Annotated in this window: 20 protein-coding genes; 10 read left to right on the forward strand and 10 right to left on the reverse strand. The window is 67.8% G+C overall.

Features of this window, described 5'->3' with window-relative positions; all coding sequences use genetic code 11:
- The first annotated feature begins 8 nt into the window (after window positions 1-8).
- The 4 genes from dnaK (at window position 9) to CXQ96_RS01880 (ending at window position 4,189) form a co-directional block, all read left to right on the forward strand.
- Window positions 9-1,880, forward strand: a complete 1,872-nt coding sequence (dnaK, locus tag CXQ96_RS01865; RefSeq protein ID WP_104116310.1) for a molecular chaperone DnaK — start codon at window positions 9-11, stop codon at window positions 1,878-1,880.
- 2 nt (window positions 1,881-1,882) lie between these two features.
- Window positions 1,883-2,545: a nucleotide exchange factor GrpE gene (locus CXQ96_RS01870; RefSeq protein WP_104116311.1), complete on the forward strand. Its 663-nt coding sequence runs from the start codon at window positions 1,883-1,885 to the stop codon at window positions 2,543-2,545.
- 156 nt (window positions 2,546-2,701) lie between these two features.
- The gene (locus CXQ96_RS01875; RefSeq protein WP_104116312.1) at window positions 2,702-3,697 is read left to right on the forward strand and encodes a DnaJ C-terminal domain-containing protein; all 996 of its coding nucleotides are present in this window, start codon (window positions 2,702-2,704) and stop codon (window positions 3,695-3,697) included.
- 51 nt (window positions 3,698-3,748) lie between these two features.
- The gene (locus CXQ96_RS01880; protein ID WP_104116313.1) at window positions 3,749-4,189 is read left to right on the forward strand and encodes a heat shock protein transcriptional repressor HspR; all 441 of its coding nucleotides are present in this window, start codon (window positions 3,749-3,751) and stop codon (window positions 4,187-4,189) included.
- 53 nt (window positions 4,190-4,242) lie between these two features.
- Here the strand turns inward: CXQ96_RS01880 and CXQ96_RS18290 are convergent, their stop codons facing one another.
- On the reverse strand, window positions 4,243-4,419 hold the full coding sequence (locus CXQ96_RS18290; RefSeq protein ID WP_181036325.1) for a hypothetical protein: 177 nt from the start codon (window positions 4,417-4,419) through the stop codon (window positions 4,243-4,245).
- Window positions 4,420-4,485: 66 nt separating this feature from the next.
- On the opposite strand from CXQ96_RS18290, the gene CXQ96_RS18295 reads away from it, so the two are divergent.
- The 3 genes from CXQ96_RS18295 (at window position 4,486) to CXQ96_RS01895 (ending at window position 6,683) form a co-directional block, all read left to right on the forward strand.
- The gene (locus CXQ96_RS18295; protein WP_181036326.1) at window positions 4,486-5,052 is read left to right on the forward strand and encodes a hypothetical protein; all 567 of its coding nucleotides are present in this window, start codon (window positions 4,486-4,488) and stop codon (window positions 5,050-5,052) included.
- A 51-nt stretch (window positions 5,053-5,103) separates the two neighbouring features.
- On the forward strand, window positions 5,104-5,805 hold the full coding sequence (locus CXQ96_RS01890; RefSeq protein WP_104116314.1) for a PspA/IM30 family protein: 702 nt from the start codon (window positions 5,104-5,106) through the stop codon (window positions 5,803-5,805).
- Window positions 5,806-5,999: 194 nt separating this feature from the next.
- Window positions 6,000-6,683, forward strand: a complete 684-nt coding sequence (locus tag CXQ96_RS01895) for an SDR family oxidoreductase (RefSeq protein WP_104116315.1) — start codon at window positions 6,000-6,002, stop codon at window positions 6,681-6,683.
- Between the two features lie 21 nt (window positions 6,684-6,704).
- Here CXQ96_RS01895 and CXQ96_RS01900 read toward each other — a convergent pair whose 3' ends face one another.
- From CXQ96_RS01900 to trmB, 4 genes are all read right to left on the reverse strand, one after another.
- Window positions 6,705-7,265, reverse strand: coding sequence for a hypothetical protein (locus tag CXQ96_RS01900; protein ID WP_104116316.1), 561 nt, complete (start codon window positions 7,263-7,265; stop codon window positions 6,705-6,707).
- Window positions 7,262-8,293, reverse strand: coding sequence for a DUF695 domain-containing protein (locus CXQ96_RS01905; protein WP_104116317.1), 1,032 nt, complete (start codon window positions 8,291-8,293; stop codon window positions 7,262-7,264). Before CXQ96_RS01905 ends, CXQ96_RS01900 begins: the two co-directional genes overlap by 4 nt.
- Before the next feature lie 155 nt (window positions 8,294-8,448).
- Window positions 8,449-9,678, reverse strand: coding sequence for an MFS transporter (locus CXQ96_RS01910; RefSeq protein WP_258058730.1), 1,230 nt, complete (start codon window positions 9,676-9,678; stop codon window positions 8,449-8,451).
- 45 nt (window positions 9,679-9,723) lie between these two features.
- Complete coding sequence (gene trmB / locus CXQ96_RS01915) at window positions 9,724-10,602, reverse strand: tRNA (guanosine(46)-N7)-methyltransferase TrmB (protein ID WP_104116318.1); 879 nt, start codon at window positions 10,600-10,602, stop codon at window positions 9,724-9,726.
- 316 nt (window positions 10,603-10,918) lie between these two features.
- Between trmB and CXQ96_RS01920 the strand changes: the two genes are divergently transcribed.
- Both CXQ96_RS01920 and CXQ96_RS01925 read left to right on the forward strand, forming a co-directional pair.
- Window positions 10,919-12,598 (forward strand): DEAD/DEAH box helicase, encoded by a 1,680-nt coding sequence (locus CXQ96_RS01920; protein ID WP_104116319.1) that lies wholly within the window; start codon window positions 10,919-10,921, stop codon window positions 12,596-12,598.
- A gap of 106 nt (window positions 12,599-12,704) precedes the next feature.
- Window positions 12,705-13,106 (forward strand): YccF domain-containing protein, encoded by a 402-nt coding sequence (locus CXQ96_RS01925; RefSeq protein WP_104116320.1) that lies wholly within the window; start codon window positions 12,705-12,707, stop codon window positions 13,104-13,106.
- 510 nt (window positions 13,107-13,616) lie between these two features.
- On the opposite strand, the gene CXQ96_RS01930 is transcribed toward CXQ96_RS01925, so the two are convergent.
- The 5 genes from CXQ96_RS01930 to CXQ96_RS01950 form a co-directional block, all read right to left on the reverse strand.
- Window positions 13,617-13,988 carry a hypothetical protein gene (locus CXQ96_RS01930; RefSeq protein ID WP_104116321.1) on the reverse strand — a complete coding sequence of 124 codons (372 nt, stop codon included), beginning with the start codon at window positions 13,986-13,988 and terminating at the stop codon, window positions 13,617-13,619.
- A 44-nt stretch (window positions 13,989-14,032) separates the two neighbouring features.
- The gene (locus CXQ96_RS01935) at window positions 14,033-15,457 is read right to left on the reverse strand and encodes a peptidoglycan DD-metalloendopeptidase family protein (RefSeq protein WP_258058731.1); all 1,425 of its coding nucleotides are present in this window, start codon (window positions 15,455-15,457) and stop codon (window positions 14,033-14,035) included.
- A gap of 470 nt (window positions 15,458-15,927) precedes the next feature.
- Entirely contained in the window at window positions 15,928-16,212 is a 285-nt protein-coding gene (locus CXQ96_RS01940) for a hypothetical protein (protein ID WP_146070790.1), read from the reverse strand.
- A gap of 101 nt (window positions 16,213-16,313) precedes the next feature.
- On the reverse strand, window positions 16,314-17,804 hold the full coding sequence (locus tag CXQ96_RS01945) for a flotillin family protein (protein WP_104116323.1): 1,491 nt from the start codon (window positions 17,802-17,804) through the stop codon (window positions 16,314-16,316).
- 142 nt (window positions 17,805-17,946) lie between these two features.
- Window positions 17,947-19,938 (reverse strand): penicillin-binding transpeptidase domain-containing protein, encoded by a 1,992-nt coding sequence (locus CXQ96_RS01950; protein ID WP_181036327.1) that lies wholly within the window; start codon window positions 19,936-19,938, stop codon window positions 17,947-17,949.
- A gap of 242 nt (window positions 19,939-20,180) precedes the next feature.
- On the opposite strand from CXQ96_RS01950, the gene clpB reads away from it, so the two are divergent.
- A complete protein-coding gene (gene clpB, locus CXQ96_RS01955; protein ID WP_104116325.1) occupies window positions 20,181-22,799 on the forward strand; it encodes an ATP-dependent chaperone ClpB in 2,619 nt (872 codons plus the stop codon).
- The last annotated feature ends 11 nt before the right edge of the window (window positions 22,800-22,810 follow it).

Here is a 22,810-nt window from a genome sequence, read left to right on the forward strand (position 1 = left end):
GAAATTGCATGTCACGTGCAGTAGGTATTGACCTCGGAACCACCAACTCGGTCGTCTCGGTCCTCGAAGGTGGCGAGCCCACCGTCATCGCGAACGCCGAGGGCGCGCGCACCACGCCGTCGATCGTCGCTTTCTCAAAGTCCGGTGAGGTGCTGGTCGGCGAGATCGCCAAGCGCCAGGCCGTCAACAACATCGACCGCACCATCGCGTCGGTCAAGCGCCACATGGGCACCGACTGGACCGTCGACATCGACGGCAAGAAGTACACCGCGCAGGAGATTTCTGCCCGTACGCTGCAGAAGCTGAAGACGGATGCCGAGAGCTACCTCGGCGAGAAGGTCACGGACGCCGTGATCACCGTGCCCGCGTACTTCAACGACGCCGAGCGCCAGGCCACCAAAGAAGCCGGCGAGATTGCCGGACTGAAGGTACTGCGCATCGTCAATGAGCCCACCGCGGCAGCGCTCGCCTACGGCCTCGACAAGGGCAAGGAAGACGAGCTCATCCTCGTGTTCGACCTCGGTGGCGGAACGTTCGACGTCTCCCTGCTGGAAGTCGGCAAGGACGAGGATGCGTTCTCCACCATCCAGGTCCGCGCGACCGCCGGTGACAACCGCCTCGGCGGCGACGACTGGGATCAGCGCGTCGTCGACTACCTGCTCTCGCAGGCCAAGGCGAAGGGTGCCGACCTCTCGAAGGACAAGATCGCGCTCCAGCGCCTGAAGGAAGCCGCAGAGCAGGCGAAGAAGGAACTGTCCTCGGCGACATCCACCAACATCTCGCTGCAGTACCTCTCCGTCACCGCGGACGGCCCCGTGCACCTCGACGAGCACCTGTCGCGTGCCAAGTTCCAGGACCTGACGAAGGACCTGCTGGACCGCACCAGGAAGCCGTTCAACGACGTCATCGCCGAGGCCGGGATCAAGGTGGCCGACATCGACCACATCGTCCTCGTCGGTGGGTCCACCCGCATGCCCGCCGTCGTCGAACTCGTGAGGGAACTCGCCGGTGGCAAGGAGCCCAACAAGGGCGTCAACCCGGACGAGGTCGTCGCAGTCGGCGCCGCGCTGCAGGCCGGTGTCCTCAAGGGTGAGCGCAAGGACGTCCTCCTGATCGACGTCACCCCGCTGTCCCTCGGCATCGAGACCAAGGGCGGCATGATGACAAAGCTGATCGAGCGCAACACGGCCATCCCGACCAAGCGCAGCGAGACCTTCACCACGGCGGACGACAACCAGCCGTCCGTGGCCATCCAGGTCTTCCAGGGCGAACGCGAGTTCACCCGCGACAACAAGCCGCTCGGAACGTTCGAGCTGACCGGCATCGCGCCGGCCCCGCGCGGCGTCCCGCAGGTCGAGGTTACCTTCGACATCGACGCCAACGGCATCGTCCACGTATCCGCTAAGGACAAGGGCACGGGCACCGAGCAGTCGATGACCATCACCGGTGGATCCTCCCTCTCCAAGGAGGACATCGACCGCATGGTGCGCGAGGCCGAGGAGCACGCAGCCGAGGACAAGAAGCGTCGCGAGGCCGCCGACACCCGCAACGGTGCCGAGCAGCTCGCCTACTCGGTGGACAAGCTGATCGCCGACAACTCGGACAAGCTGCCCGAGGACGTCCGCAACGATGTCCAGGCCGACGTCGACGCCCTCAAGAAGGCGCTCGAGTCGCAGGACAACGACGACGAGGTCAAGTCGGCCTTCGAGAAGCTGCAGGCCTCACAGTCCAAGCTCGGTGAAGCGATCTACGCTTCCGCGCAGCAGGACGCCGGCCAGGCAGGAAGCGCGACCGCTGATGACCAGCCATCCGCCACGGGCAGCGACGAGGACATCGTCGACGCCGAGGTGGTTGACGAAGACGCCAACGAGAAGAAGTAGCCATGCCGCACCACGGAAATGAAGAAGAGCACCAGTCAGAGCCGGTGAGCTTTACCGACAACCGGAAGATCGACCCTGAGACGGGCGAAGTCCGTGGGCAGCAGAACGATGCCGGCACTCCGGCCGCGGAGGAATCCGCGGCCGGAGGGCAGGCCGGTCCCGCTGATGACGCGATCGACGGGGACGCCCTGGCCCAGGCGGAGGCGATCCTCAACGAGGCCGGCGCCGAGGGGGACAGCAATCCTGCGGTGGATGTCGTCGCGGAGCTCCGCGATGATCTGCTCCGCCTGCAGGCGGAGTACGTCAACTACCGGCGCCGCGTCGAGCGAGATCGTGACGTCGCCCGGGACCAGGCGGTCATCGGCGTCATCAACTCGCTGATGCCCGTCCTCGACGACATCGACGCCGCGCGTCAGCACGGCGACCTCGCCGAGGGACCGTTCGCGGCGATCGCGGGCAAGCTCGAGAACGTCCTCAAGACGTACGAGCTCACCCGGATCGACGAGGTGGGCGTCGCGTTCGACCCGAACATCCACGAGGCACTTATGCAGCAGCCGAGCGCGGATGTCCAGGTGGACAGCGTCAGCCAGATCCTTCGTGCGGGCTACCGCAAGGGCGAGCGCGTCCTCAGGGCCGCGCAGGTCATCGTGGCGGTACCGGAGTAGGCAGCATGAACGCCGGGACAGTCCCCGAACGGCGGCAACGAAATTCCTGCGGGCCTGGCGGCCCTTGGAATATTGAAGCCGCCTTCCTCGGGAACTGTCCCGGCGTACGCCGCTTACTCACTAATGAATTGGAAGAACGACGAAAGGAGACGCCAATTGGCTAGTCAGGATTGGGTCGACAAGGATTTCTACAAGATCCTGGGTGTCTCCAAAGATGCGTCCGACGACGACATCAAGAAGGCGTACCGGAAGCTTGCGCGCAAGCACCACCCTGACCAGAACCAGGGCGACGCCGGTTCCGAGCGGATGTTCAAGGACGTGTCGGAGGCGTATTCCGTCCTGTCTGATTCCGAGCAGCGCCAGCAGTACGATGCCATTCGAGCGATGGGCGGCGGAGCACGTTTCTCGGCCGGCGGTGCCGGTGGGAACGCCGGTGGCAGCGCCGGTTTCGAGGACGTGTTCGGCAATCTCTTCGGTCAGGGCGGCGCAGGCACGCGCCAGCGCACGGGATTCTCGAACGGCAACCTCCCTCCGGAATTCGCCGACCTGTTCGGCGGCGGTATGGGGGGCAACGGCTTCCCCGGCGGATTCCAGTCGACGCGCCCGCAGAAGGGCGCCGACCGCACCGCCAGCACGTCGATCTCGTTCTCGGGATCGATCAACGGGACGACGATCGGCCTGCGAGAGCCCTCGGGCGAGCAGATCGACGTGCGCATCCCGGCGGGCATCCGGGACGGGCAGAAGGTCCGCGTCAAGGGGAAGGGACAGCCCGGCCAGGCCGGTCCGGGTGATCTCATGGTCACCGTCCACGTGAAAGAGCACCCGGTCTTCACGCGCGACGGGGACAACATCCGCATCCATGTGCCCGTCACCTTTCCCGAGGCGGTCCTCGGTGCGCAGATCGAGGTGCCGACGCTCACCGCGGAGATGGTGAAGATGCGCGTCCCGGCCGGAACGCCGTCGGGCAGGACCCTGCGGCTCAAGGGCAGGGGCGTGAAGACAGCGAAGGGAACGGGCGACCTGCTGGTGACCGTCGACGTCGTCGTCCCACAGAATCTCTCGAAAGAGGCTGAGGCCGCCGTCGAGGCGTTTCGGGATGCCACGAAGGATGCCGATCCGCGGGCGGGTCTGGCCGCGAAGGCCCGCCTGTAACAGTACATTTGAGCGATCGCCGGGCACACCGGCAACGGAAGGAGGCACGCAATGGACTACTCAATGCCCATCTATGTCATCTCCGTGGCCGCCGAGCTCGCCGACATGCACCCGCAGACCCTGCGCCAGTACGACCGGCTCGGCCTCGTGACGCCGAGCCGGGCGCCCGGCCGTGCGCGGCGATACTCGCAGAAGGACGTCAGCACGCTGCGGGAGATCCAGAGGCTCTCGCAGGAGGGAGTGTCCCTCGAGGGCATCCGGCGCATCCTCGATCTCGAGAACCAGGTGTCGGCGCTGCAGTCGCGCGTCAGCGAGCTCTCGTCCGAGTTGGCCAGCCGCCGCGTCCAGTCCGAGTCGAGCAGGATCTTCGCGGCGGGGCTGGCGGGCGACGTCATCACGCTGTCACGGGGGCAGCGCCCGCGCCCGCGCAGCCAGGCGCTGGTCGTCTGGCGACCGGATTCCGCCCGGACGGATACTGCCCGGGCGAACTAGGCGGGTCGGGTTACTGCCCGCCGGCGGGCGACGCGTCCGTAGCCTGTGCCGGGCTATCGGGGAGCATCGGCCAGCCGCACTTCCTGGCGTCGCGTGTCGACCGACGAGGACACCGCTGCGCCGAGGAGCAGCAGCCGCATGGTGCGTTCGGTCGCTTCGATCAGGAGCTGCTCGCCGTTCCCGACAGCATGCGCTGGAAGGGCCGCTGTCGACGCTCGTTGCAGGGTCATGACCGGTGGAAATTGTCAGGGTACGCAGGCAGACTGGAGTGATGGACAACGCCGCGGAGTCACACCATGATTGAGGAATTCGTCGAGGCCCTCGTGGTCGGACTCGGTGTGCTGACCGCGCTGGGAGCCGGGACCGGTGTGGCCGGGTGGCTGGCGGTACGCAAGATCCGCCGATCGCGGATCATCGAGCGGACCAAGGATCGTGGGATGCTGGCTGCCCGCGCCTACGCCCCGGACAAGCTGACGCGGGAGCCCGCCCGGTTGATCGGCGAACTGAAGCGATCCTCGCACGCCACCCAGCTCGCACTCGGCGAAGCCGCGGCCCAGGGCCGCCCCGTCGGCGACCTGCCCCGGGCGGCCGCGGAGATCGACCAGGCAGCGGCATCTCTGGAGGACCTGTTGAGGGTGGCGGACCGCGAGCCCAACCGGGCCCTGAAGCAGGAATTGACCACGGACCTCGCGGCTCAGGCCCGCGCGCTCGACGAGCTCTCGGCCGATCTGCGCCGCTCCCTCCTGCAGACGTCGCGGTCCATCGACACCCTCCAGCTCGAGCAGGCGACGAAGAGGCTTCGCACGGAGATATCGGCGATGTCGACGTGGCGGGACTCGTACGGGAACCGGCAGGTCTGGTAACCGGTTCAACAGGTAACCTCAACCATCCGCTCCAGCTCCGGGGGTCCGACCATGTCGATCAAACGCCGCATCACCCGCATCGTGCGGGCGAACCGCACTGCGGCGGCCGAAGCCGGGCAGGACCCCCAGGCCCAGGCGCAGAACGCACAGCAGGTGCAGCGGACGCTGCTCGATCAGGCACGGCGCGGCGCAGCTGATGTCGCGGCACACCACCACCGTGTGGGCCTCGCCGCCAACGAGGCCGCGGCCTATCTCGACCGCGTGGAGGCTGCCGCGGCTGCGGCCGTGCAGAGGGGCGACGACGACGCCGCCCGAAACGCGATCCGAGAGTCGATGGCAGCTCGACGCCGCCTCGATGCCCTGGTCGCCCAGCTGCGCGAAGCCGAACGGCAGTCACGGCAGCTCCATGACGACGTCCAACGGATCGAGCACCGTGTGCAGCAGAGCGCGATGGAGTGGGACACCATGCTTGCTCGCCGTGCTGCTGCGCAGGCCGCCCTCGGTGTGCACGACGCGCTCGCTTCGTCTACCGGCGAAGCCACCGCGCTCGACGCTGCACGCCGCAACGCCGAGCTCGACGTCAGACGCCTGGAAGCCCAGGCCAGGGCGCGCGAGGAGCTGTCCTGGACCGATCCGTCATCGCCGCGCCTGAAGCAGGCTTTCGAGGAGCTGGAAGCCGAAGCAGAGGCGCAGCAGGAACTGGAGGACCTCAAGCGAAGGAATTCCCGAGGCTACCCACCCGCGCAGCAATGATGGCGCGGAGGGCGGCGTCGACGTCCTCCGCGAGACGGACCCGGATGTGCCAGGTAACCGGACTGTTCGTCGCCCGGACGGCCACGAGCCCGGACGGCCACGAGCCCGGACGGCCACGAGCCCGGACGGGTACGCCACCGCCGTCCAGAAGTACAGCCGCGTTCGGTTCGCATTCCGGGAGCTACACTCGGCCCATGGCTGAACTGAACGGTTCCCACGTCCTCGTCGTCGGTGCTACCGGCGTCCTCGGAGCGGAGCTGGCCCGACAGCTCGCTCTCGAGGGGGCCCAGCTCACGCTGTCGGGGCGGTCGAGGGAGAAGCTGTCGAGGCTGGCGGACGAGCTCGGCGACGCCGTCGTCGATCAGGTCGCTGCCGATCTCGGCAAGCCGAGCGGCCCTGCGGACATCGCCGCTGCCGTGTACGGACGCGAACTGAACGGTGTGGTCTTCGCTTCCGGCGTCGTCGCCTTCGGTCCCGCGGTCGAGGTGGACGACGACACCCTGGACGAGCTCATGCTCGTGAATCTTCTCGGATACATGCGACTGATGCGGGATGTCGCCCCACGCCTTCCGAGGGATTCGTTCGTGGCGCAGATCAGTGCCGTCGTCGCGGAGAGCCCGACGGCGGGGATGGCCGCGTACTCGGCCTCGAAAGCCGGCCTCAGCGCCTACGGCACAGCACTCACGCTGGAACTGCGCCGGCAGGGCGTCCGGGTCCTGGATGCACGTCCGCCGCACACCGAGACCGGGCTGGCCGCCAGACCCATCGCGGGGCAGGCGCCCAGACTGCCGCAGGGCAAGGACCCGGTGGCCGTGGCCGGGCGCATCGTCGCGGCGATCCGCGAGGGTGAACGGGACCTCCCGTCCACGTCGTTCTGACGCCTGCACCCCGCGTGTCTACTATCCCGGTGTGACAGCGCTCCGCGCCGACAGCGTTCCGACCGCCTGCAGGAGCGACCAGCCCAGCAGCACCGCGCCGGAGCCGACGCCCGAGACCGCGGCAACGAGGACGGCGTCGTGCAGCGTGAACGCCAGGAGCAGCCCGATGACTCCGAGGATGGTCATCGCGGTGGCGATGGAGAGCAGTTGGCGCCGCCCCTCGCGCCACAGCCGCGCCAGGGGATAGAAGTGCACGCCCACCACCAGTGCGATCCAGCCGAGTGCCGCAGCGGGTTCGATCTGGCTCAGGACGGCGAGCCCACCGAACAGCGCGACCGCCTCGATCACCACCACCAGCCAGAAGAACCGCGTGAAGCCCACCGGGGGACGGTCGCCTGCTGCACGCAGGATGCGCATGGTGCGGACGAAGGCCACGAGGACGACAGCGAACGCCGCCACCGCGAGGATCCGCAGCGGAACGGCGGCAGCAGCCTCGAGTCCCGCAGCGTTGACGATGACGAAGACCACGCCGAAGGACGCACCGATGAGGTGGCCGACAAAGGTAGGTCTACCAACAGTCATGCGAAGTCCTGCACTTTCTTCCAGCCCGGGTCGAGGACGTGGCGTGCCGAAACGGTGGGGTGCTCGCGGGCGGCGGAGTCGAGGACATCGCGGCCGTTCTGGTCCTCGGAATCGGAGTAGAAATGGAATGTCCGGATTCCCTTCGAGCTCTCGACGGCGACGAGCATCCCGCGGGCACCCATAGCGCGCACGAGCGCGTCCTCCAATCCGTCCAGTGCTTCGGACGACTCCGGGGTAGGAAGGCCCTGGGCATCGGCTTCGAAGGAGGCCCGCAGCGCGGTGTGCAGGTCGAAGCGCGGATGATCGATCCAGCGCAGCGGCCGTAATACGCGGACGAGGATGGTCTCGCCCCCGCCCAGCGTGCCCTGCATCAGGAGCCAGCCAGGCTCGGGCAGGGTCCGGGCGAGGGCCGCCACGCGATCGGGCAACTCTGAGGCGGGAATGCTGTCGACGACGTCGTAGGCGATGCAGTCGATGCGTCTCACCCAACGTTCGACGTCGTCCTCGCCGAGCAGCCATTCGAGCATGAGGACACAGAGCCCGTACTCGTCGTCCCACTGACCGGTGAATCCAGGATTGTGGACGGACACCATGAACCCGTAGCCGGCGGGGGTCGTGGCGACGTGGACCTTGGTGCGGCTGAGGTCGAAAGTCCTGCCGCGGTAGGTGATGGTGGAGTCCAGCATGTCCGGCTTGGCGCTGCGGGCCGGGATGAATTCCCAGCGCCTGGTCCGCGGTGGTGACGCCCTGTACCATCGCTCGGCGATCGGGCGCAGCGACGGGTCACCACCGCTCGAGACGCAGAGGGCGTGCTCGGCATCCGTGCCGGCCCGTGTCTCCCACTCCAGACCACGGGCGATCGCCTTCACCCGTCGGGTGACGACATCGACGTAGGCATCGAAGTCGCCGGCACGCGTAGCGGTCGTCAGCAGGTCCTCGCCGTCGTCGGCCCACCACTGCCAGAACGCCGCGACCGGGTCCTTTCCTGCCGCCCGGCGGGAGGTAGTACGACGCCTCAAAATACCCATGCTTCCTGAGTTCCCCTGGTGCTCGCAGCCGGGATCGTCCGGCCTGCTCCGACTCCAGCGACGCTACACCCTCCATGGCCCCGGCCGTCGCCCGCTCGTGCCCCTCCCGCCGCCCGGCCGGCCGGGCGGTACTCCGGGCGCTGCAGCGCTGAATCTCACTCGTTCCTCGGAGCGCGCGGCCCGCTCCCCGGAGCACCCCGCAGCGCGACGACGGCGATAATCCCGGCTGCAGCAGCCAGGGAACCGCTGAACACAGCCACACCCCGCCAGCCGAACTGCCCGAAGAACAGGCCGCCCAGCCAGCCGAGGACGCTCGACCCGGCGTAGTACGCCACGTTGTACAGCGCCGATGCCTGTGCCCGGCCGGCGGTCGCCAGGACCGTCGTCCATCCCGACGCGACGGCGTGAGCGGCGAAGAAGCCGCCGGTGAAGACCACGAGGCCGACGACCACGAGCGGAAGGAACGCCGTGAGGGTGGCCGTGAGCCCGACCATGATCACCGGTATGGCCGTGAGCAGCACCGGAAGGCGGCCGAACCGTGCACTCAGCCCACCGGCGAGGCGCGACGTCGCCGTGCCGGAGAGATAGGCGAGGAACAACAGGCTGACGAGGGAGGCGGGCAGCACGAAGGGCGGCGCCTCGAGGTGGAAGCCCAGATAGTTGTAGACCGCGACGAACCCGCCCATGAGCAGGAAACCCTGCGCGTATACGGCCACCAGCCCGGGCGACCGCAGGTTCGTGGTGATGCGCCCGACCAGCGAGGGTCCCGCACCACGGATGACAGCGCGGAAACCGCGGGGCCGGGGGGCGAGCAGGATGAACGCCACCGCGGATCCACCGGCCATGATGCCCACTGCCAGCACGCCGTAGCGCCAGCCGAACGCGTCTCCGATCGGTCCGGCCACGAGACGTCCGGCAAGTCCGCCGAGTGTCGTTCCTGCGACGTAGGTGCCGGCAGCGACGGCGGCGTGGAGCCTTTGCACTTCCTCGTACAGATACACGAGCGCGGTGGCGGGAACCCCGCCGAGGGCCACGCCCTCGAGGAAGCGAAGGATGATCAGCAGCTCGAAGGTGGGCGCCAGCGCCGCGACGGAACCGAGGACGACGGCGCCACTGATGGCCCACGCCATCGTCCGCCTCCGCCCCGCCCGGTCCGCGACGGCGGACCAGGGGATGACCGCGACGGCGAGTCCCAGCGTGGCGGCGGAGACCGAGAGCGCCGCATCGGCGGGGGACACCCCGAACTCGGCGGCGACACCCGTCAGCACTGCCTGCAGTGAGTAGAGCTGCGCGAAGGTGGCCACACCGGCGAACAACAGGGCGGCGAGGATCCTCCTGTAGGCAGGGGAGCCCTGCGCATGACCCGGCCAGGTCCCTTCCGTCACGCGAGCACTCCCGAAGGCGGACGTCCGATCACGGGTGCTGTCCGGTCAGCGGCGGCGGTAGGCGAGGTCGAAAACCATCCGCCCGGCTTTGATCGCCTTGTTCTCGAAACTCGTGAGGGTCCGGCCGTCGAAGCGTGGTGCCCATCCGCCGACCTCGTCGATGCCCTCGTTGACGCCGGTGTTCCCGGTACTGACCGGGTCCCGGCCCTCGCGCACGGGCGCACCGCCGACCACCGACTCCACGCCGCTCTCCCATACCTGGGTGAGAGGGCTCTCGGCACCGGCGCGCTCGCCGTCGTGGAGGTTCTCGAAATGCCCGCTGGCGTCGAGCACGGCGCGCATCTGCACCGCATAGCTGGACCAGTCGGTGGCGAGGCGGAAGATCCCGCCAGGCTGGATGACGCGTGCTGCGAGCTCCACGTAATCGTTCTTGACGAGCCTGCGCTTATGGTGGCGCGCCTTGTGCCAGGGATCCGGGAAGAACGTCCACAGTTCGGTGACGGACGAAGCCGGGATCATCCCCGCGAAGGCTTCCGTTGCGTTGACCTGGGCGGTCCGTACGTTGGTCAGGTCCTTCTGGCTGATGCGCAGCATGGTCTGGGCCAGTCCCGGACGGTATACCTCGAGCGCCAGGTAGTCGCGGTCCGGGTCGAGTTCGGCGGCATGCGTGATGGCCTCGCCGAGTCCCGACCCGATTTCGACGACGAGCGGAGCGGACCGCCCGAAGGTGGCGTCGACGTCGAGCACGAAGCCCGGCGCCACCGAGGTGTCGGCAGTGTCGATGCGCGGCACGTCGATGAGGAAAGCCTCCGCGAGCTCGTCCCAGGCTTCGCGACGCCGGCCCTGCAGGCGCGAGCCCCGCCTGACGAAGGACACGGGCTGCGTGCGGTGCGGCTGGTCGGGGGTCTGTTCTTGTGGCTCCATCACCGTCAAGGCTACCGGCAGGTGCAGCGGAGCGGCCGCGCACGGAACGGGCGGTCGTCGGTGCTGGGGCAACAGGCCGCGGACGCCTGCCGATGCGGGGATCGGGCACCCCTCCTGATAAACTGGCCCTACTTGCCTGCGCACGCCGGATCAGTCCGGCGAGTTCAACGCGCAGCCTGCGTCGATGAACGCATTCTTTTGTCCCGCATCCAGCTCCCAATTTCGTGAGCGCGGTGGACACTGTCTGACTTTCCTTCGGCGAACCCCTGCGCCAACCGGCGCCGGGGAAGATGAGAAGAAAGTTCGTGCTAACTACATGACTACTTTTGCCGCCCTTGGTGTGCCTAAAGCGCTGGTCGAGAACCTCGCCGCGCAGGGAATCACCGAACCTTTCCCCATCCAGGTCAAGTCCCTTCCTGATTCCCTCGCCGGGCGCGACGTCCTCGGACGCGGCCGTACCGGCTCGGGCAAGACCCTGGCCTTCACGCTTCCCATGGTTGCGCGCCTCTCCGAGCAGGAAGCGGCCTACCGCCGCAAGCCGGGCCGTCCCCTGGCGCTGATCCTCGCCCCGACGCGCGAGCTCGCGACCCAGATCAACGCCACGGTGGAACCCCTGGCGAAGGAACTCGGCCTGAACACCACCGTGATCTATGGCGGTGTATCCCAGCAGCGCCAGGAGAAGGCCCTGCGCGCGGGCGTGGACATCGTCATCGCCTGCCCCGGACGCCTCGAGGACCTGATGCGCCAGAAGCTCATCACGCTCGAATCGGTGGAGATCACGATCCTCGACGAGGCCGACCACATGGCCGACCTCGGCTTCCTGCCGGTGGTCAAGAAGCTGCTCGACACGACGCCGGCCGACGGTCAGCGCCTGCTGTTCTCGGCGACGCTCGACAACGGCGTGGACAAGGTCGTGAACCGTTACATGACCAACCCGGTCACCCACTCGGTCGACGATCCCCAGGCCGCGGTCACCACGATGGAGCACCACGTGCTCCTGATCGGTGATCAGACGCAGAAGAAGCAGCTGATCGTCCAGCTGGCCTCGGGCACCGGTCGCCGCTTGCTGTTCATGCGCACCAAGCACCACGCGCGGAAGCTCGCCAAGACGCTGACCGACGCCGGGATCCCCGCTGTCGACCTGCACGGCAACCTGTCACAGAACGCCAGGGACCGGAACCTCGCCGAATTCTCCTCGGGCGATGTCCGCGTTCTCGTGGCGACCGACGTCGCGGCTCGCGGCGTGCACGTCGACGACGTGGAGCTCGTGGTCCACGTCGATCCGCCCACCGAGCACAAGGCGTACCTGCACCGCTCCGGCCGCACGGCGCGCGCGGGCTCCTCGGGAACGGTGGTCACGATCACCCTGCCCGAGCAGAAGTCCGAAGTGCAGAAGCTCATGAAGGCTGCCGGCGTCGACGTGGCTTTCGAGAACGTCAAGGCGACCTCGCCGCTGGTCCTGTCCCTGACAGGTGACCTCGCGGACAAGATCGATCCCCGCACTCGAGCAGCTCTCCTCGCGTCCCGCGAGGCATCGCGCGGTGCGGGTACCTCGACAGGGGCCAACGCGGAGCGCAAGCGTGCGCGTCGTGGTGCTGCTGCTCCCGCCGCAGGCGGACGAGGTGGCAGGGGTGGACGAGGCCGCGTGTCCGCTGACCCGCAGTCCGCGCAGGGCAACCGGGCCGAGCGCCGCAAGGACCAGCCACAGGCGCCTCGCTTCGGCACCGATGCTGGTGCTGCTGCGAAGTCGGGTGGATCGCGCCGTCGGACAGAGGAGCCGCGTACCGCGTCGGAGACGGCGACACGCAGCCGCCGTCCTGCAACGGGCCAGCGAGTGGGTGACGCCGTGCGTCGCCCGGCCGCGGGTGCACCCGCCGCTGGCGGTCAGCGCAGCCACGCGCCGTCGTCTGCCCCCCGGGCCGAGGGCGGCGCCCGCCGCGCAGGTGGATCACGCAGGGCCAGCGCTCCGGCGTCGAACGACCGACGCTCGCACTAGCGTTCCCCGAACGACGAGTGCCTGAAGGGCCTCCTACCCGAGGGGTAGGAGGCCCTTCTCGTCCGCGTTGCGTGCGGTGAAGGACCGGGTGCGGAACAATGGGCGCATGAACGCACTCCTGAACGTCATCTGGCTCCTGTTCGGCGGAATCTGGCTTGCACTCGGTTACTTCGCGGCAGGCATCATCTGCTGTCTCCTCATCGTGACCATCCCGTTCGGGATCGCCTCGTTCAGGATCGGCGTGTATGCGCTGTGGCCCTTCGGTCAGACCGTCGTGAATCGGGGCGGCGGGACCGGTGCCTTCTCCGCCATCGGCAATGTCATCTGGCTCTTGGTCGCCGGTATCTGGATCGCCATCGGCCACGTGCTCACGGCCATCCCGATGTTCGTCAGCATCATCGGGATTCCACTGGGAATCGCCAACCTCAAGCTCATCCCGGTGTCACTCGCGCCCCTCGGCAAGGTCATCGTGCCGTCGTCCGGGACGTACTTGCCGACCTACCGCTGACTCAACGTGGTGCCCTGACGACGACAGCACCTGGGGGCGGAATCTCGCCCCCAGGTGCTGTCGTATCTACCAGTCGTGCGTTCCGGGCAGCTCGACCCGTCCTGTTGTGGCCGGGCGACCCGTCAGGGTGATCAGGCGTTTCCGCTGCGTCGCACCCTGGATGGTGCGACGGCGCCTGCTCCGAGAAGCAGGACCGCGAGGCCGCCGAGGGCGATCTGGCCGGCGGTGGAGCCGGTGTACCAGCTTGCCCTTCGCCGGAGGTGCCGGCTCCTTCGGAGCGATGACCACAGGTGCTTCGGTCGGCCTTCGCGGTCGACGGATCCGAGGTGACCGGGTCCTCACCGGGAACGGTGCCTGTTCCGGTCGCGGTGTTCGTGATGTCCTTGCCCGTGAGGTCGGCTGCGGACGCGACCCCAGGTAGATTCCGAAGGTGCTTGCGGGCACATCTGCCGTTCTCCTGAACGTCAGGGCGCTGAGTCGGTATGGGAGTGACGTTCGGCGGAAGGGAGATCAGGGGAAATCCTGGGCGCTCGTATCCTGTTCCTCAGTCGCCGACGTACCCAGGAAGTCGTCTTCTCCTGCCTCGAGGGTCAATGAGTCCAGGTGCCCTATGTGTTCGGGTACGAGCAATGAGTCGTCGTCGCTGTAGTAGGCGCCACCGATCGTCAGATCGGCATAGTCGAGCAGTTCGTTGATGGTCTGGGTGAGCAGGTCACGTTCCCTCTCGGGCAGCATCACCACGCCCTCGAGATACTGCCGAACCTCCGGGGCGTCGGCGCGCCCGGTCGCGTCGATGTACGCCGCGACGACGTCATCGGGTTCCAGGCCCGACGCCTCGACGGCGTTGATGGTGCTCCACCGCTGCGCGAAGCCGCCCAGCACGCTACTTCTCCCTGATCACGAGCAAGACCCGCACGGGGAGAGCACTAACGAGCGCCATCAAGGACGTCATCCGTCGCTGAAGGATCTGTTGGTCCCGCCGCACCGGCGGCGACAGGAGCGCCATCCTGCTCGACGTCCTCCTCGGCATCCTCGCACGGGGGGAGAGTTGGATCGCCCTGGATCTCCTGCCCGGTGCCCGGCGCCGGAACAGGAGCCCGCACGTCCTCTACGACCTCGCACTTAGGCTCGGGTTCGGGCGTGAGCTCAAGGTCAGGCGTAGGCGTAGTCTCAGAACCCGGCGTGGGCGTGGGCGTGAGCTCAGGGCTGGGCGTAGGGATTGGCGTTGGAGCGGCTTCCTGTGTCGGCTCAGGCTTCGGTTTCGGTTTGGCATCGGGAACGGCTGCTGGAGGTGCCGCCTGTGGTCGATCGGGGTTCGGGACAGGCGGAGGAACCGTGACCGGAGGCCCGGGCCGTGGTGACGTCGGTGGTGTCTGGGGATCCGGGGTAGTTCCGGTGGGCAGCTTCTCCGGTGTTACCGGGGTTCCTGAAGAGAGCGGTGTCTGAGGAAGCTCCGGTATCCCGAGCCCAGAAGGTGCAGCGGGTGTCGTGTGGCCTGCGCGGGTGACTGATTGCGCCCAGGACGGGATGTCCGTTGGTGAACCGGCACCAGGCGTGTAGTCCTTGAAGTGCTGTGCGCTGCTGTCAGGTGCGGTGAGTTGCAGCTTCCAGCGCTGGGGGTCGACGTGTTCGCCGTGCAGGATCGTCTCGAAGTGCAGGTGGCAGCCGGTGGAGGACCCGGTTGTTCCGATCGTCGCAATGGTCTGGCCGCCGTTGACGGTGTCTCCGGTGCTGACGGAGATGCCCTGGAGGTGGTTGTAGGTGGTGATGAGGCCGTTCCCGTGGTCAACTTCGACACGGTTTCCTCCACCCCAAGGGTGCCAGCCCACGGCTCGTACCGTGCCTGCGTCGGCTGACTGGACCGGGGTGCCGCAGGGGGCCGCATAATCCTGGCCGGTGTGGAACTCTCCTGCTTCACCGGTGATGGGACTGATCCGGTAGCCGAACGCCGACGTCGGAACGAGAACCTCCAAGGGTGCGAGAAGCATGCCCTCGGCCGGTCGCCTCGCAGACGCGGCTGCGTCGGCTCCGGTTTCCTTCAAGGATGCCGCGCGAACCTTGGCCTGTGCTTCGAGGCTCTCGTGGGTTCCGCTGGTGGTTGTGTCCGTCGGCAGGAGAGGGGTGCCTACGGAACCTGTCGCAGGGTCGGCCGGGGTGCCCGTGATGTCCTGGCTGCTGCCGATCCCGAGGCTGATGGCGTCATGGGCTGGAGACGGCACGACACCGGGGACGCCGATGAAACAGACGACCAGCGCGATGCTGGCACTCGTTCGGCCCCCGGACCTGCGCCGCCGCGACGTGATCGCAGTGACGGGTGCGGAAATGGCCTGTTTCGGCGCGACGTTTACCACGTGGATATCCCCTTGTGAGTAGTGCTTGACGGCCGAGCAGGAGTGAGACGAGCTTCCCGCACATGAATCAGCCGCTGGCACCGACGTTATTCCAGAAACCTGTTGTGCACGAGGCTTCAGGACTCACATTACCCACAAGATTTGTCGAAGCTTGACAGAGCAAGCCGGAGACTGTCGCGCCGTTGGGGATGGATTGAACAAGCGAACAATTGCGATCAACGCCAGGGATAACAGGAGCTGTGCAGCCGTTTCGGGACCCATCCCTCGTGCTCACTGCAGGAATCAGAACCAAGCGTTCTGGTATCAGTTTTTCGATCCTCGTAGTGCGAGCATCGGCAGGAAGTCTCCCTGAGGCAGGGCAGGACCGGGAGGGCGGTCGGAACGACTTCCGGCAGGGATATAGAAGGAGTCACGGTGGCCATGCGGACGCACCTACCGTCCTGCATCGGGGCTCTCGGTCCCCGGACCACTCAGGGATCAAGGTGCTCCACAGTAAGGCTTGAACACCTCACCGCCTGCGTCAACGACGCGCCGCGGGTGATCACGGAGGTCGCCATCAGTGAGGCCAGCGCCTTCGGTGAGTCCAGCACTCCATCAAACATTTCGGCCGGTGTCTGCGTGCCGGTCCGGATCTCCTCACCCTTCATGGTCGCGTCATCGATCTGGGCGATCAGGAACTGCCGGGCGATCTCGCGGGCGGAACCCTCGTCGAGAACGTCGAGATCGAACTCTGCCCTGATACGGAAGCTGGCCATGACGTCGATTCTGGCACGGCAAGGAGCGGACGCGGGTCCGACGGTGCTGAAGAGCAGGAAGGACCGCCACCGACGGAGCGGCAGCGGTCCCTCCACCAGGATCAGTCGGAGCCGGACACGACGGCGGGACCGCTGGAGCCGTTCATGCTCGGCTTGTCCGCGTTCTTCAGCAGATCACCCAGCAGCGCTATGATGTCGAGGCCCGTGGTGTCCTTCACCATCTGCGTGGTCTGGTGGACACCGCTGGAGACATTCTTGCTGAGCTGGCCCGCACCGTCGTTCGAGACGACGGTCATGGTATCGATCGCCGCCATCGGTGCTGCGATCTCGCGGGCCATCGCGGGCAGGACCTCGAGGACCTTCGACAGGATGGCTGCCTGGTTGAACTTCTCGTAGGCCTCGGCCTGCGCGGCGATACCTGCGGCTTCCGCCTTTCCCCGCGCCTCCGTCGAGCCGGCCTCGGCCTGACCCCGCGAAGCGATAACAGCGGCATCGGCGCGGCCCTTCGCCTCGTCGATAGCAGCCTCGGCGGTACCGCGTGCGGTGTTCGCGGCGGCGTCCGCCTCGGCCGCCACGCGGTCACCCTCGGCAACCAGTTTGCGGCGCGCGAGGTCGACGCGCGCCTCGATCTCGGTCGCTTCCGAAGCGCGACGTCGTTCCTCGAGCTTTGCGTCGGCTTGCTGGATGAGGCGGTACTTCTCGGCATCCGCCGGCTTGCGCACCTCGGTGTCGAGTTCGCGTTCGCGAAGCTCGGAGCGGCGCTGCGCAACCTGCTGCTCGCGCATGATTACCTGCTCCTGCTGTTCCGCCTGAGCGAGAGGGCCGGCCGCGTCAGCGCGGGCCTGGCGGGCGTCGGCCTCTTCCTTCAGCTCCGCGCGGCGGATGATCAGCTGCTGCTGGGCGAGTGCCACCTGCTCGTCGGAGAGCGCGCGGGCCTGCTCGGATTCCTGCATCGAACGTGCCTCGGCGATCTTCGCGTTGCGTTCCGCGAGGGCGGCCTCCGGGCGGCCGAGGTTCTTCAGGTATCCGGAGTCGTCATCCACCGACTGAATCTGGAAGGTATCGATCTCCAGGCCCTGGTTGTGCATGGAGTGCTCCGCCTCCTCCTTCACGCTCTTCGCGAAGGTGGCGCGGTCACGGATGATCGACTCCACGGTCAGCGTGCCGACGATGGAGCGCAGCGAGCCCGAGAGGGTCTCCTGGGTGTAGTGGTCGATGGCGTCCTGCTGGTTGAGGAAGCGCTGGGCCGCCTTGCGGACGGCGTCCGCATCACCACCCACCTTGACCTGGGCCACTCCCGTGAGGTGGAGCTTGATGCCGTTCTTGGAGATGCCCTCGATGCGCAGGGAGACCTGGCGGGAAGCGAGGGACAGCGGATAGGCCCGCTGGGAGAACGGATTGATGAAGATGCGGCCGAAGACAACGCGCTGGCTGTCCGGATCCGGCTGCCCCTTGCTGTCCTTGGACGAGATGATGAGCGCCTGGTCCGGGCTCGCGATGTGCAGAGCCATGCGGGCGAGCACGATGGCGACGACGATGGCGACGAGCAATACCACCGCGCCGATGATGAGCGGGATGAACGTGAGATCCACTGCGACCCTTTCAACGGTCTTCGAATTGCCTCCGGCGCAGCTTCTGCCCGCCGGAGGATGATCAAGCTACTGCAAGCACTGTGTGATCTGACCCCCATGTCATTCGAAGTGGATAACCCGCGACCCCGGCGGACGCTGAGTCCTACCGCGCGGCCGCTCCGGCGAGAAACGCCTGCATCAGCGGGCCCCCCGAGGTCGATCCGAGTTCGCCCTCCTCGACGAACACCGCCACGGCGAGGTCACCCTGCAGGGCGACGACCCACGCGTGCGTCCGCGGGGGATCCTCGCTGCCGAACTCGGCAGTACCGGTCTTCGCGAGCACGGGCTCGCCCGGAACGTCCCGCAGCAGCTGGGCGCCACCCTGCGCGACGACGGCGGCCATGAGCGTCTTGAGCGTGTCCGATTCCGCGGCCGTGAAGCTGCTCGGCGCAGCGTCCCCGGACGGCTCGGTATCGGCGGAAGCACTCGCCCTCGCGTCGTCGGAAGGCGCCTGGCTCGCGGCGGCGCTCTCCGAGCCGGGTTCGAGCTCGGTGGACTCACCGGGCGCCAGGAGCGTCGGCGTGATGCGCGAGCCGGCTCCGACGGAGGCGGCCATCGTGGCGAGGGAGAGTGGCGAGACGAGTACCTCTCCCTGCCCGATCATCGCGGCGGCATGTGCTGTTCCTTCGGCCTCGCTCGGGACGGAACCGAAGAAGGCGGGCGTGCCGATGCTGGCCTCGACGCCGATTCCGAGGTCGGTGGCGGCCTTCGCGAGGTCGGCCTGGGTGATCTCGCCCCGCGCGGAGATGAATCCCGTGTTGCAGGACTGGGCGAAGGTCTCGAGAAGCGGGATGGTGCCGATGAACTGGGCGGGGTAGGTGCTGGCATTGTTGAACCGCCGGCCGTCCACGGTGACCTCCTCGGCACATTCCGTGGGCGACTGGGGCGTGAAACCGTTGCGCAGGAGGGCGAGGCTCGTGGCCACCTTGAACGTGGAGCCTGGAGGGTACTGGCCGAGGAGCGCGGTCTGCAGGCCCTCGCTGCCCGGCCCGTTGGCCGCGGCGAGGATCTCGCCGGTGCTGGGGCGGATCGCCACGATCGACGACGCCGAGGGCTCGTCTGCGAGCACTTCCTCGCCCAGGGCCTGCAGCCCCGGGTCGAGCGTTGTCGCGAGGTCCTCGCCGTCGACCGGGGGTTTCGCGAAGAGCCGCTGCGTCGGTTGTCCCGGGGCTTCCACGGCGACGGCATTGACCTCGAGGCCGGGCGTGCCCCCGAGGTGGGCGTTGTGCTGCAACTGCAGCCCGCTGATCCCTGTGATGTCGCCGGCCCTGACGGCGCCGCCGGACTGCTCCACCAGTTCCTCGGTGGCTTCGCCGACGCTGCCGAGGAGCTCGCGTGCGAAGTTGCGGGTCGGGGCGAGTTCCAGTGTGTCGGCCTGGCCGAGGGCTCCCGGGATGGCAGCGATCTGGGCATCGGTCACGGTCCTGGTCGCGTCGTCACGCAGGACGAGGGCCACGACGAACGCTTCCGCTCCCGCGGACAGCACCTGTTCCTCGTAGGCGGCCGGATCGAGCTCGAGCAGCGTTGCGAGGGCGCGTGCCGAAGCGCCCTGTTGCTCCTCGGGAACGCGCGTCTTGTCGATGCCGACCCGGACGACGGGCCGCTTGGTGACGATGACCTCGCCGCCCGCTCCGGTGATCTCCCCACGATCCGCCGGCACGCTGGTCAGGGTCAGCTTCTCGTCCGGCATGAGGTTCGGGACGAAGACGGCGGGTTCCCAGGCTGCCTGCCAGACGTCCTCGACGCGCGTGAGCTCCGCCGTCGTGCTGTAGGTCCAGTCCTGATCGGTGTCGTCGAGGTCCCATGTGTAGTCGAGGGTCGCGGTCGCGCTGTCATCACCGGTCTCCTCGACGCCGGCGACCTCGACCTGCGGTGCCTGCGGCCCGAAGCCTTCGGTGATCGTGGCGAGCTGGCCGGTCACCTCGGCGGGTTCCACGGAGGTGAAGGCGGACTGCCCGACGTCGAGCTGGGCCAGTCCCTCGGCGAGCGTGCTTGCGGCGTCCTCGGCGGTCGGACCGTCATCGGTGCACCCCGCTAGCGTGAGGGCCAGGACTGCAGTAGTCAGGACACAGGTGGCGCGCTGGTATTTCCCCATAGGGCCCATTATGTCCGAGAACACCTGACGCCCCCTTGCGGGGGAGGTGTGCCGCGGAGGGGAATCTCAACGCCGGTGTTGCCGGCGCCGTCGGTATATCGGGCGTACTGGCCCCAGATTGCCCGATATAGGAGGGCTTGCCAAACCTCGGTGTGATGGAATAATTTCTCCCCGGGCAAAGTTGAGTCAAGTACACTCAACATGATCGAGGATTCCCCCTGTCGGAGAGAAAGGAACCGCGCGTGGATACCAACTTCACCACCAAGAGCCGTGAGGTGCTGTCGGCCGCCGCCATGAACGCATCCACGGCGGGCAACGCCCAGATCGAGCCGCCACACTTCCTGAAGGCGCTCATGGATCAGCGGGACGGCATCGCCGTCGCGCTGCTGAAGGCTGCCGGAGCGGACCCCGACTCCGTGAGCGTGCAGGCCAGTTCAGCGATCAAGGCCCTGCCGTCGTCGTCGGGCTCGTCCGTCGCTCAGCCGCAGTTCTCCCGTGGCGCCCTGCAGGTCGTCAATGCAGCGAAGCAGGAAGCGGAGACCCTCGGCGACCAGTTCGTGTCCACCGAGCACCTCCTGCTCGCCCTCGCGGCCGATGGCGGAACCGCCGGCACCCTACTGCGCTCGGCCGGGCTGACACGGGAGGCCCTCGCATCCGCGCTGCCCGGTGTCCGGGGTGACCGCCGCGTTACGACCCCTGATCCCGAGAACACCTTCCAGGCGCTCGAGAAGTTCGGCGTGGACCTCACGGAGGTGGCGCGCAGCGGCAAGCTCGATCCGGTGATCGGGCGTGACGCCGAGATCCGCCGCGTCGTGCAGGTGCTCAGCCGCCGCACCAAGAACAACCCGGTCCTCATCGGTGAACCCGGCGTCGGGAAGACCGCGGTCGTCGAGGGTCTCGCCCAGCGCATGGTCGCCGGTGACGTGCCCGAATCGCTGCGGGGCAAGACCCTCATCAGCCTCGACCTCGGTTCGATGATCGCGGGCGCGAAGTACCGCGGCGAGTTCGAGGAGCGGCTGAAAGCCGTGCTCGAGGAGATCAAGGGGTCGAACGGGCAGGTGGTCACGTTCATCGACGAACTCCACACCGTCGTCGGAGCGGGTGCGTCCGAGGGCTCCATGGACGCGGGGAACATGCTCAAGCCCATGCTCGCCCGCGGCGAGCTCCGGCTCATCGGTGCGACGACGCTGGACGAGTACCGCGAGAACGTCGAGAAGGACCCGGCGCTGGAGCGAAGGTTCCAGCAGGTCTACGTCGGCGAGCCATCGGTGGCGGACACCATCGGCATCCTGCGCGGGCTGAAGCAGCGGTACGAGGCGCACCACAAGGTGTCGATCGCGGATTCCGCCCTCGTCGCCGCGGCGAAGCTGTCGCACCGGTACATCCCGGGCCGACAGCTTCCCGACAAGGCCATCGACCTCGTGGACGAGGCCGCGTCGAGGCTCCGCATGGAGATCGATTCCGCGCCGGTGGAGATCGACGAGCTGCGCCGTGCCCTTGAGCGCATGCACATGGAGGAGATGGCGCTGTCCCGCGAGAAGGATGAGGCGTCCGCCGAACGGCTGCAGGCCCTGCGCGCCGAAATGGCCGACCGCCAGGAGGAACTCGACGGGCTGAACGCGCGGTGGGAGGCCGAGAAAGCCGGCCTGAACCGCGTGGGCGACCTGAAGGCGTCCCTGGACGATCTGCGCTCGCAGGCCGACCGCGCCCAGCGCGAAGGTGACCTCGAGACGGCGTCACGCATCCTCTACGGGGAGATCCCGCAGGTGGAGCGTGAACTCCGCGAGGCCCAGGCCGCCGAGGAGCAGTCAGCCAACGCGCCGGAGCTCATGGTTGCGGAGGAGGTCACCGCGTACGACATCGCGGAGGTCATCTCCGCGTGGACAGGCATCCCCGCAGGGCGAATGCTCCAGGGCGAGAGCGAGAAGCTCCTCCACATGGAGGAGGTCATCGGAGCGCGCCTGATCGGCCAGCAGAAGGCCGTCGCAGCCGTGTCCGACGCCGTCCGCCGGGCCCGCGCAGGCGTGTCCGACCCGAACCGCCCCACCGGTTCCTTCCTGTTCCTCGGCCCCACGGGCGTGGGCAAGACGGAGCTCGCCAAGGCGCTCGCAGACTTCCTGTTCGACGACGAGCGTGCGATGATCCGGATCGACATGTCCGAGTACTCGGAGAAGCACTCCGTGGCGCGGCTGGTCGGTGCCCCGCCGGGATACGTCGGCTACGAGGAGGGCGGCCAGCTCACCGAGGCCGTGCGGCGCCGCCCGTACAGCGTGGTGCTGCTGGACGAGGTCGAGAAGGCACACCCGGAGGTCTTCGACCTGCTCCTGCAGGTGCTCGACGACGGGCGACTCACGGACGGCCAGGGCCGGACGGTGGACTTCCGGAACGTGATCCTCGTGCTGACGTCCAACCTCGGTTCCCAGTTCCTCGTCGATCCGTCGCTCGACGACGCCGCCAAGCGCTCGGCCGTGATGTCCGCGGTGAACGCGAACTTCCGGCCGGAGTTTCTGAACCGGCTCGACGACGTCGTGATCTTCGACCCGCTGAGCCTGGACGAGCTCTCGCGGATCGTGGAACTGCAGGTCAAGGCGCTGGGTGACCGGCTGCGTGACCGCAGGCTGGAGCTCGATGTCAGTGCCGCTGCCAGAGAGTGGCTCGCCCTCACCGGGTTCGATCCCGCCTACGGCGCCCGGCCGCTGCGCAGGCTCGTGCAGCGCGAGATCGGTGACCGGCTGGCAAAGGGTATCCTCGCCGGCCAGATCGTCGACGGTGACACCGTCGTCGTCGACCGCCAGGACCCTGACGTCGACGGTGACGCCGGCCTCGACGCCGGCGGGCTGCTGGTGCACGCCGCCCGGTAGTCCCGGCCCGG

The sequence above is a fragment of the Arthrobacter sp. B1805 genome (assembly GCF_002929745.1).
Lineage (GTDB): Bacteria > Actinomycetota > Actinomycetes > Actinomycetales > Micrococcaceae > Arthrobacter_D.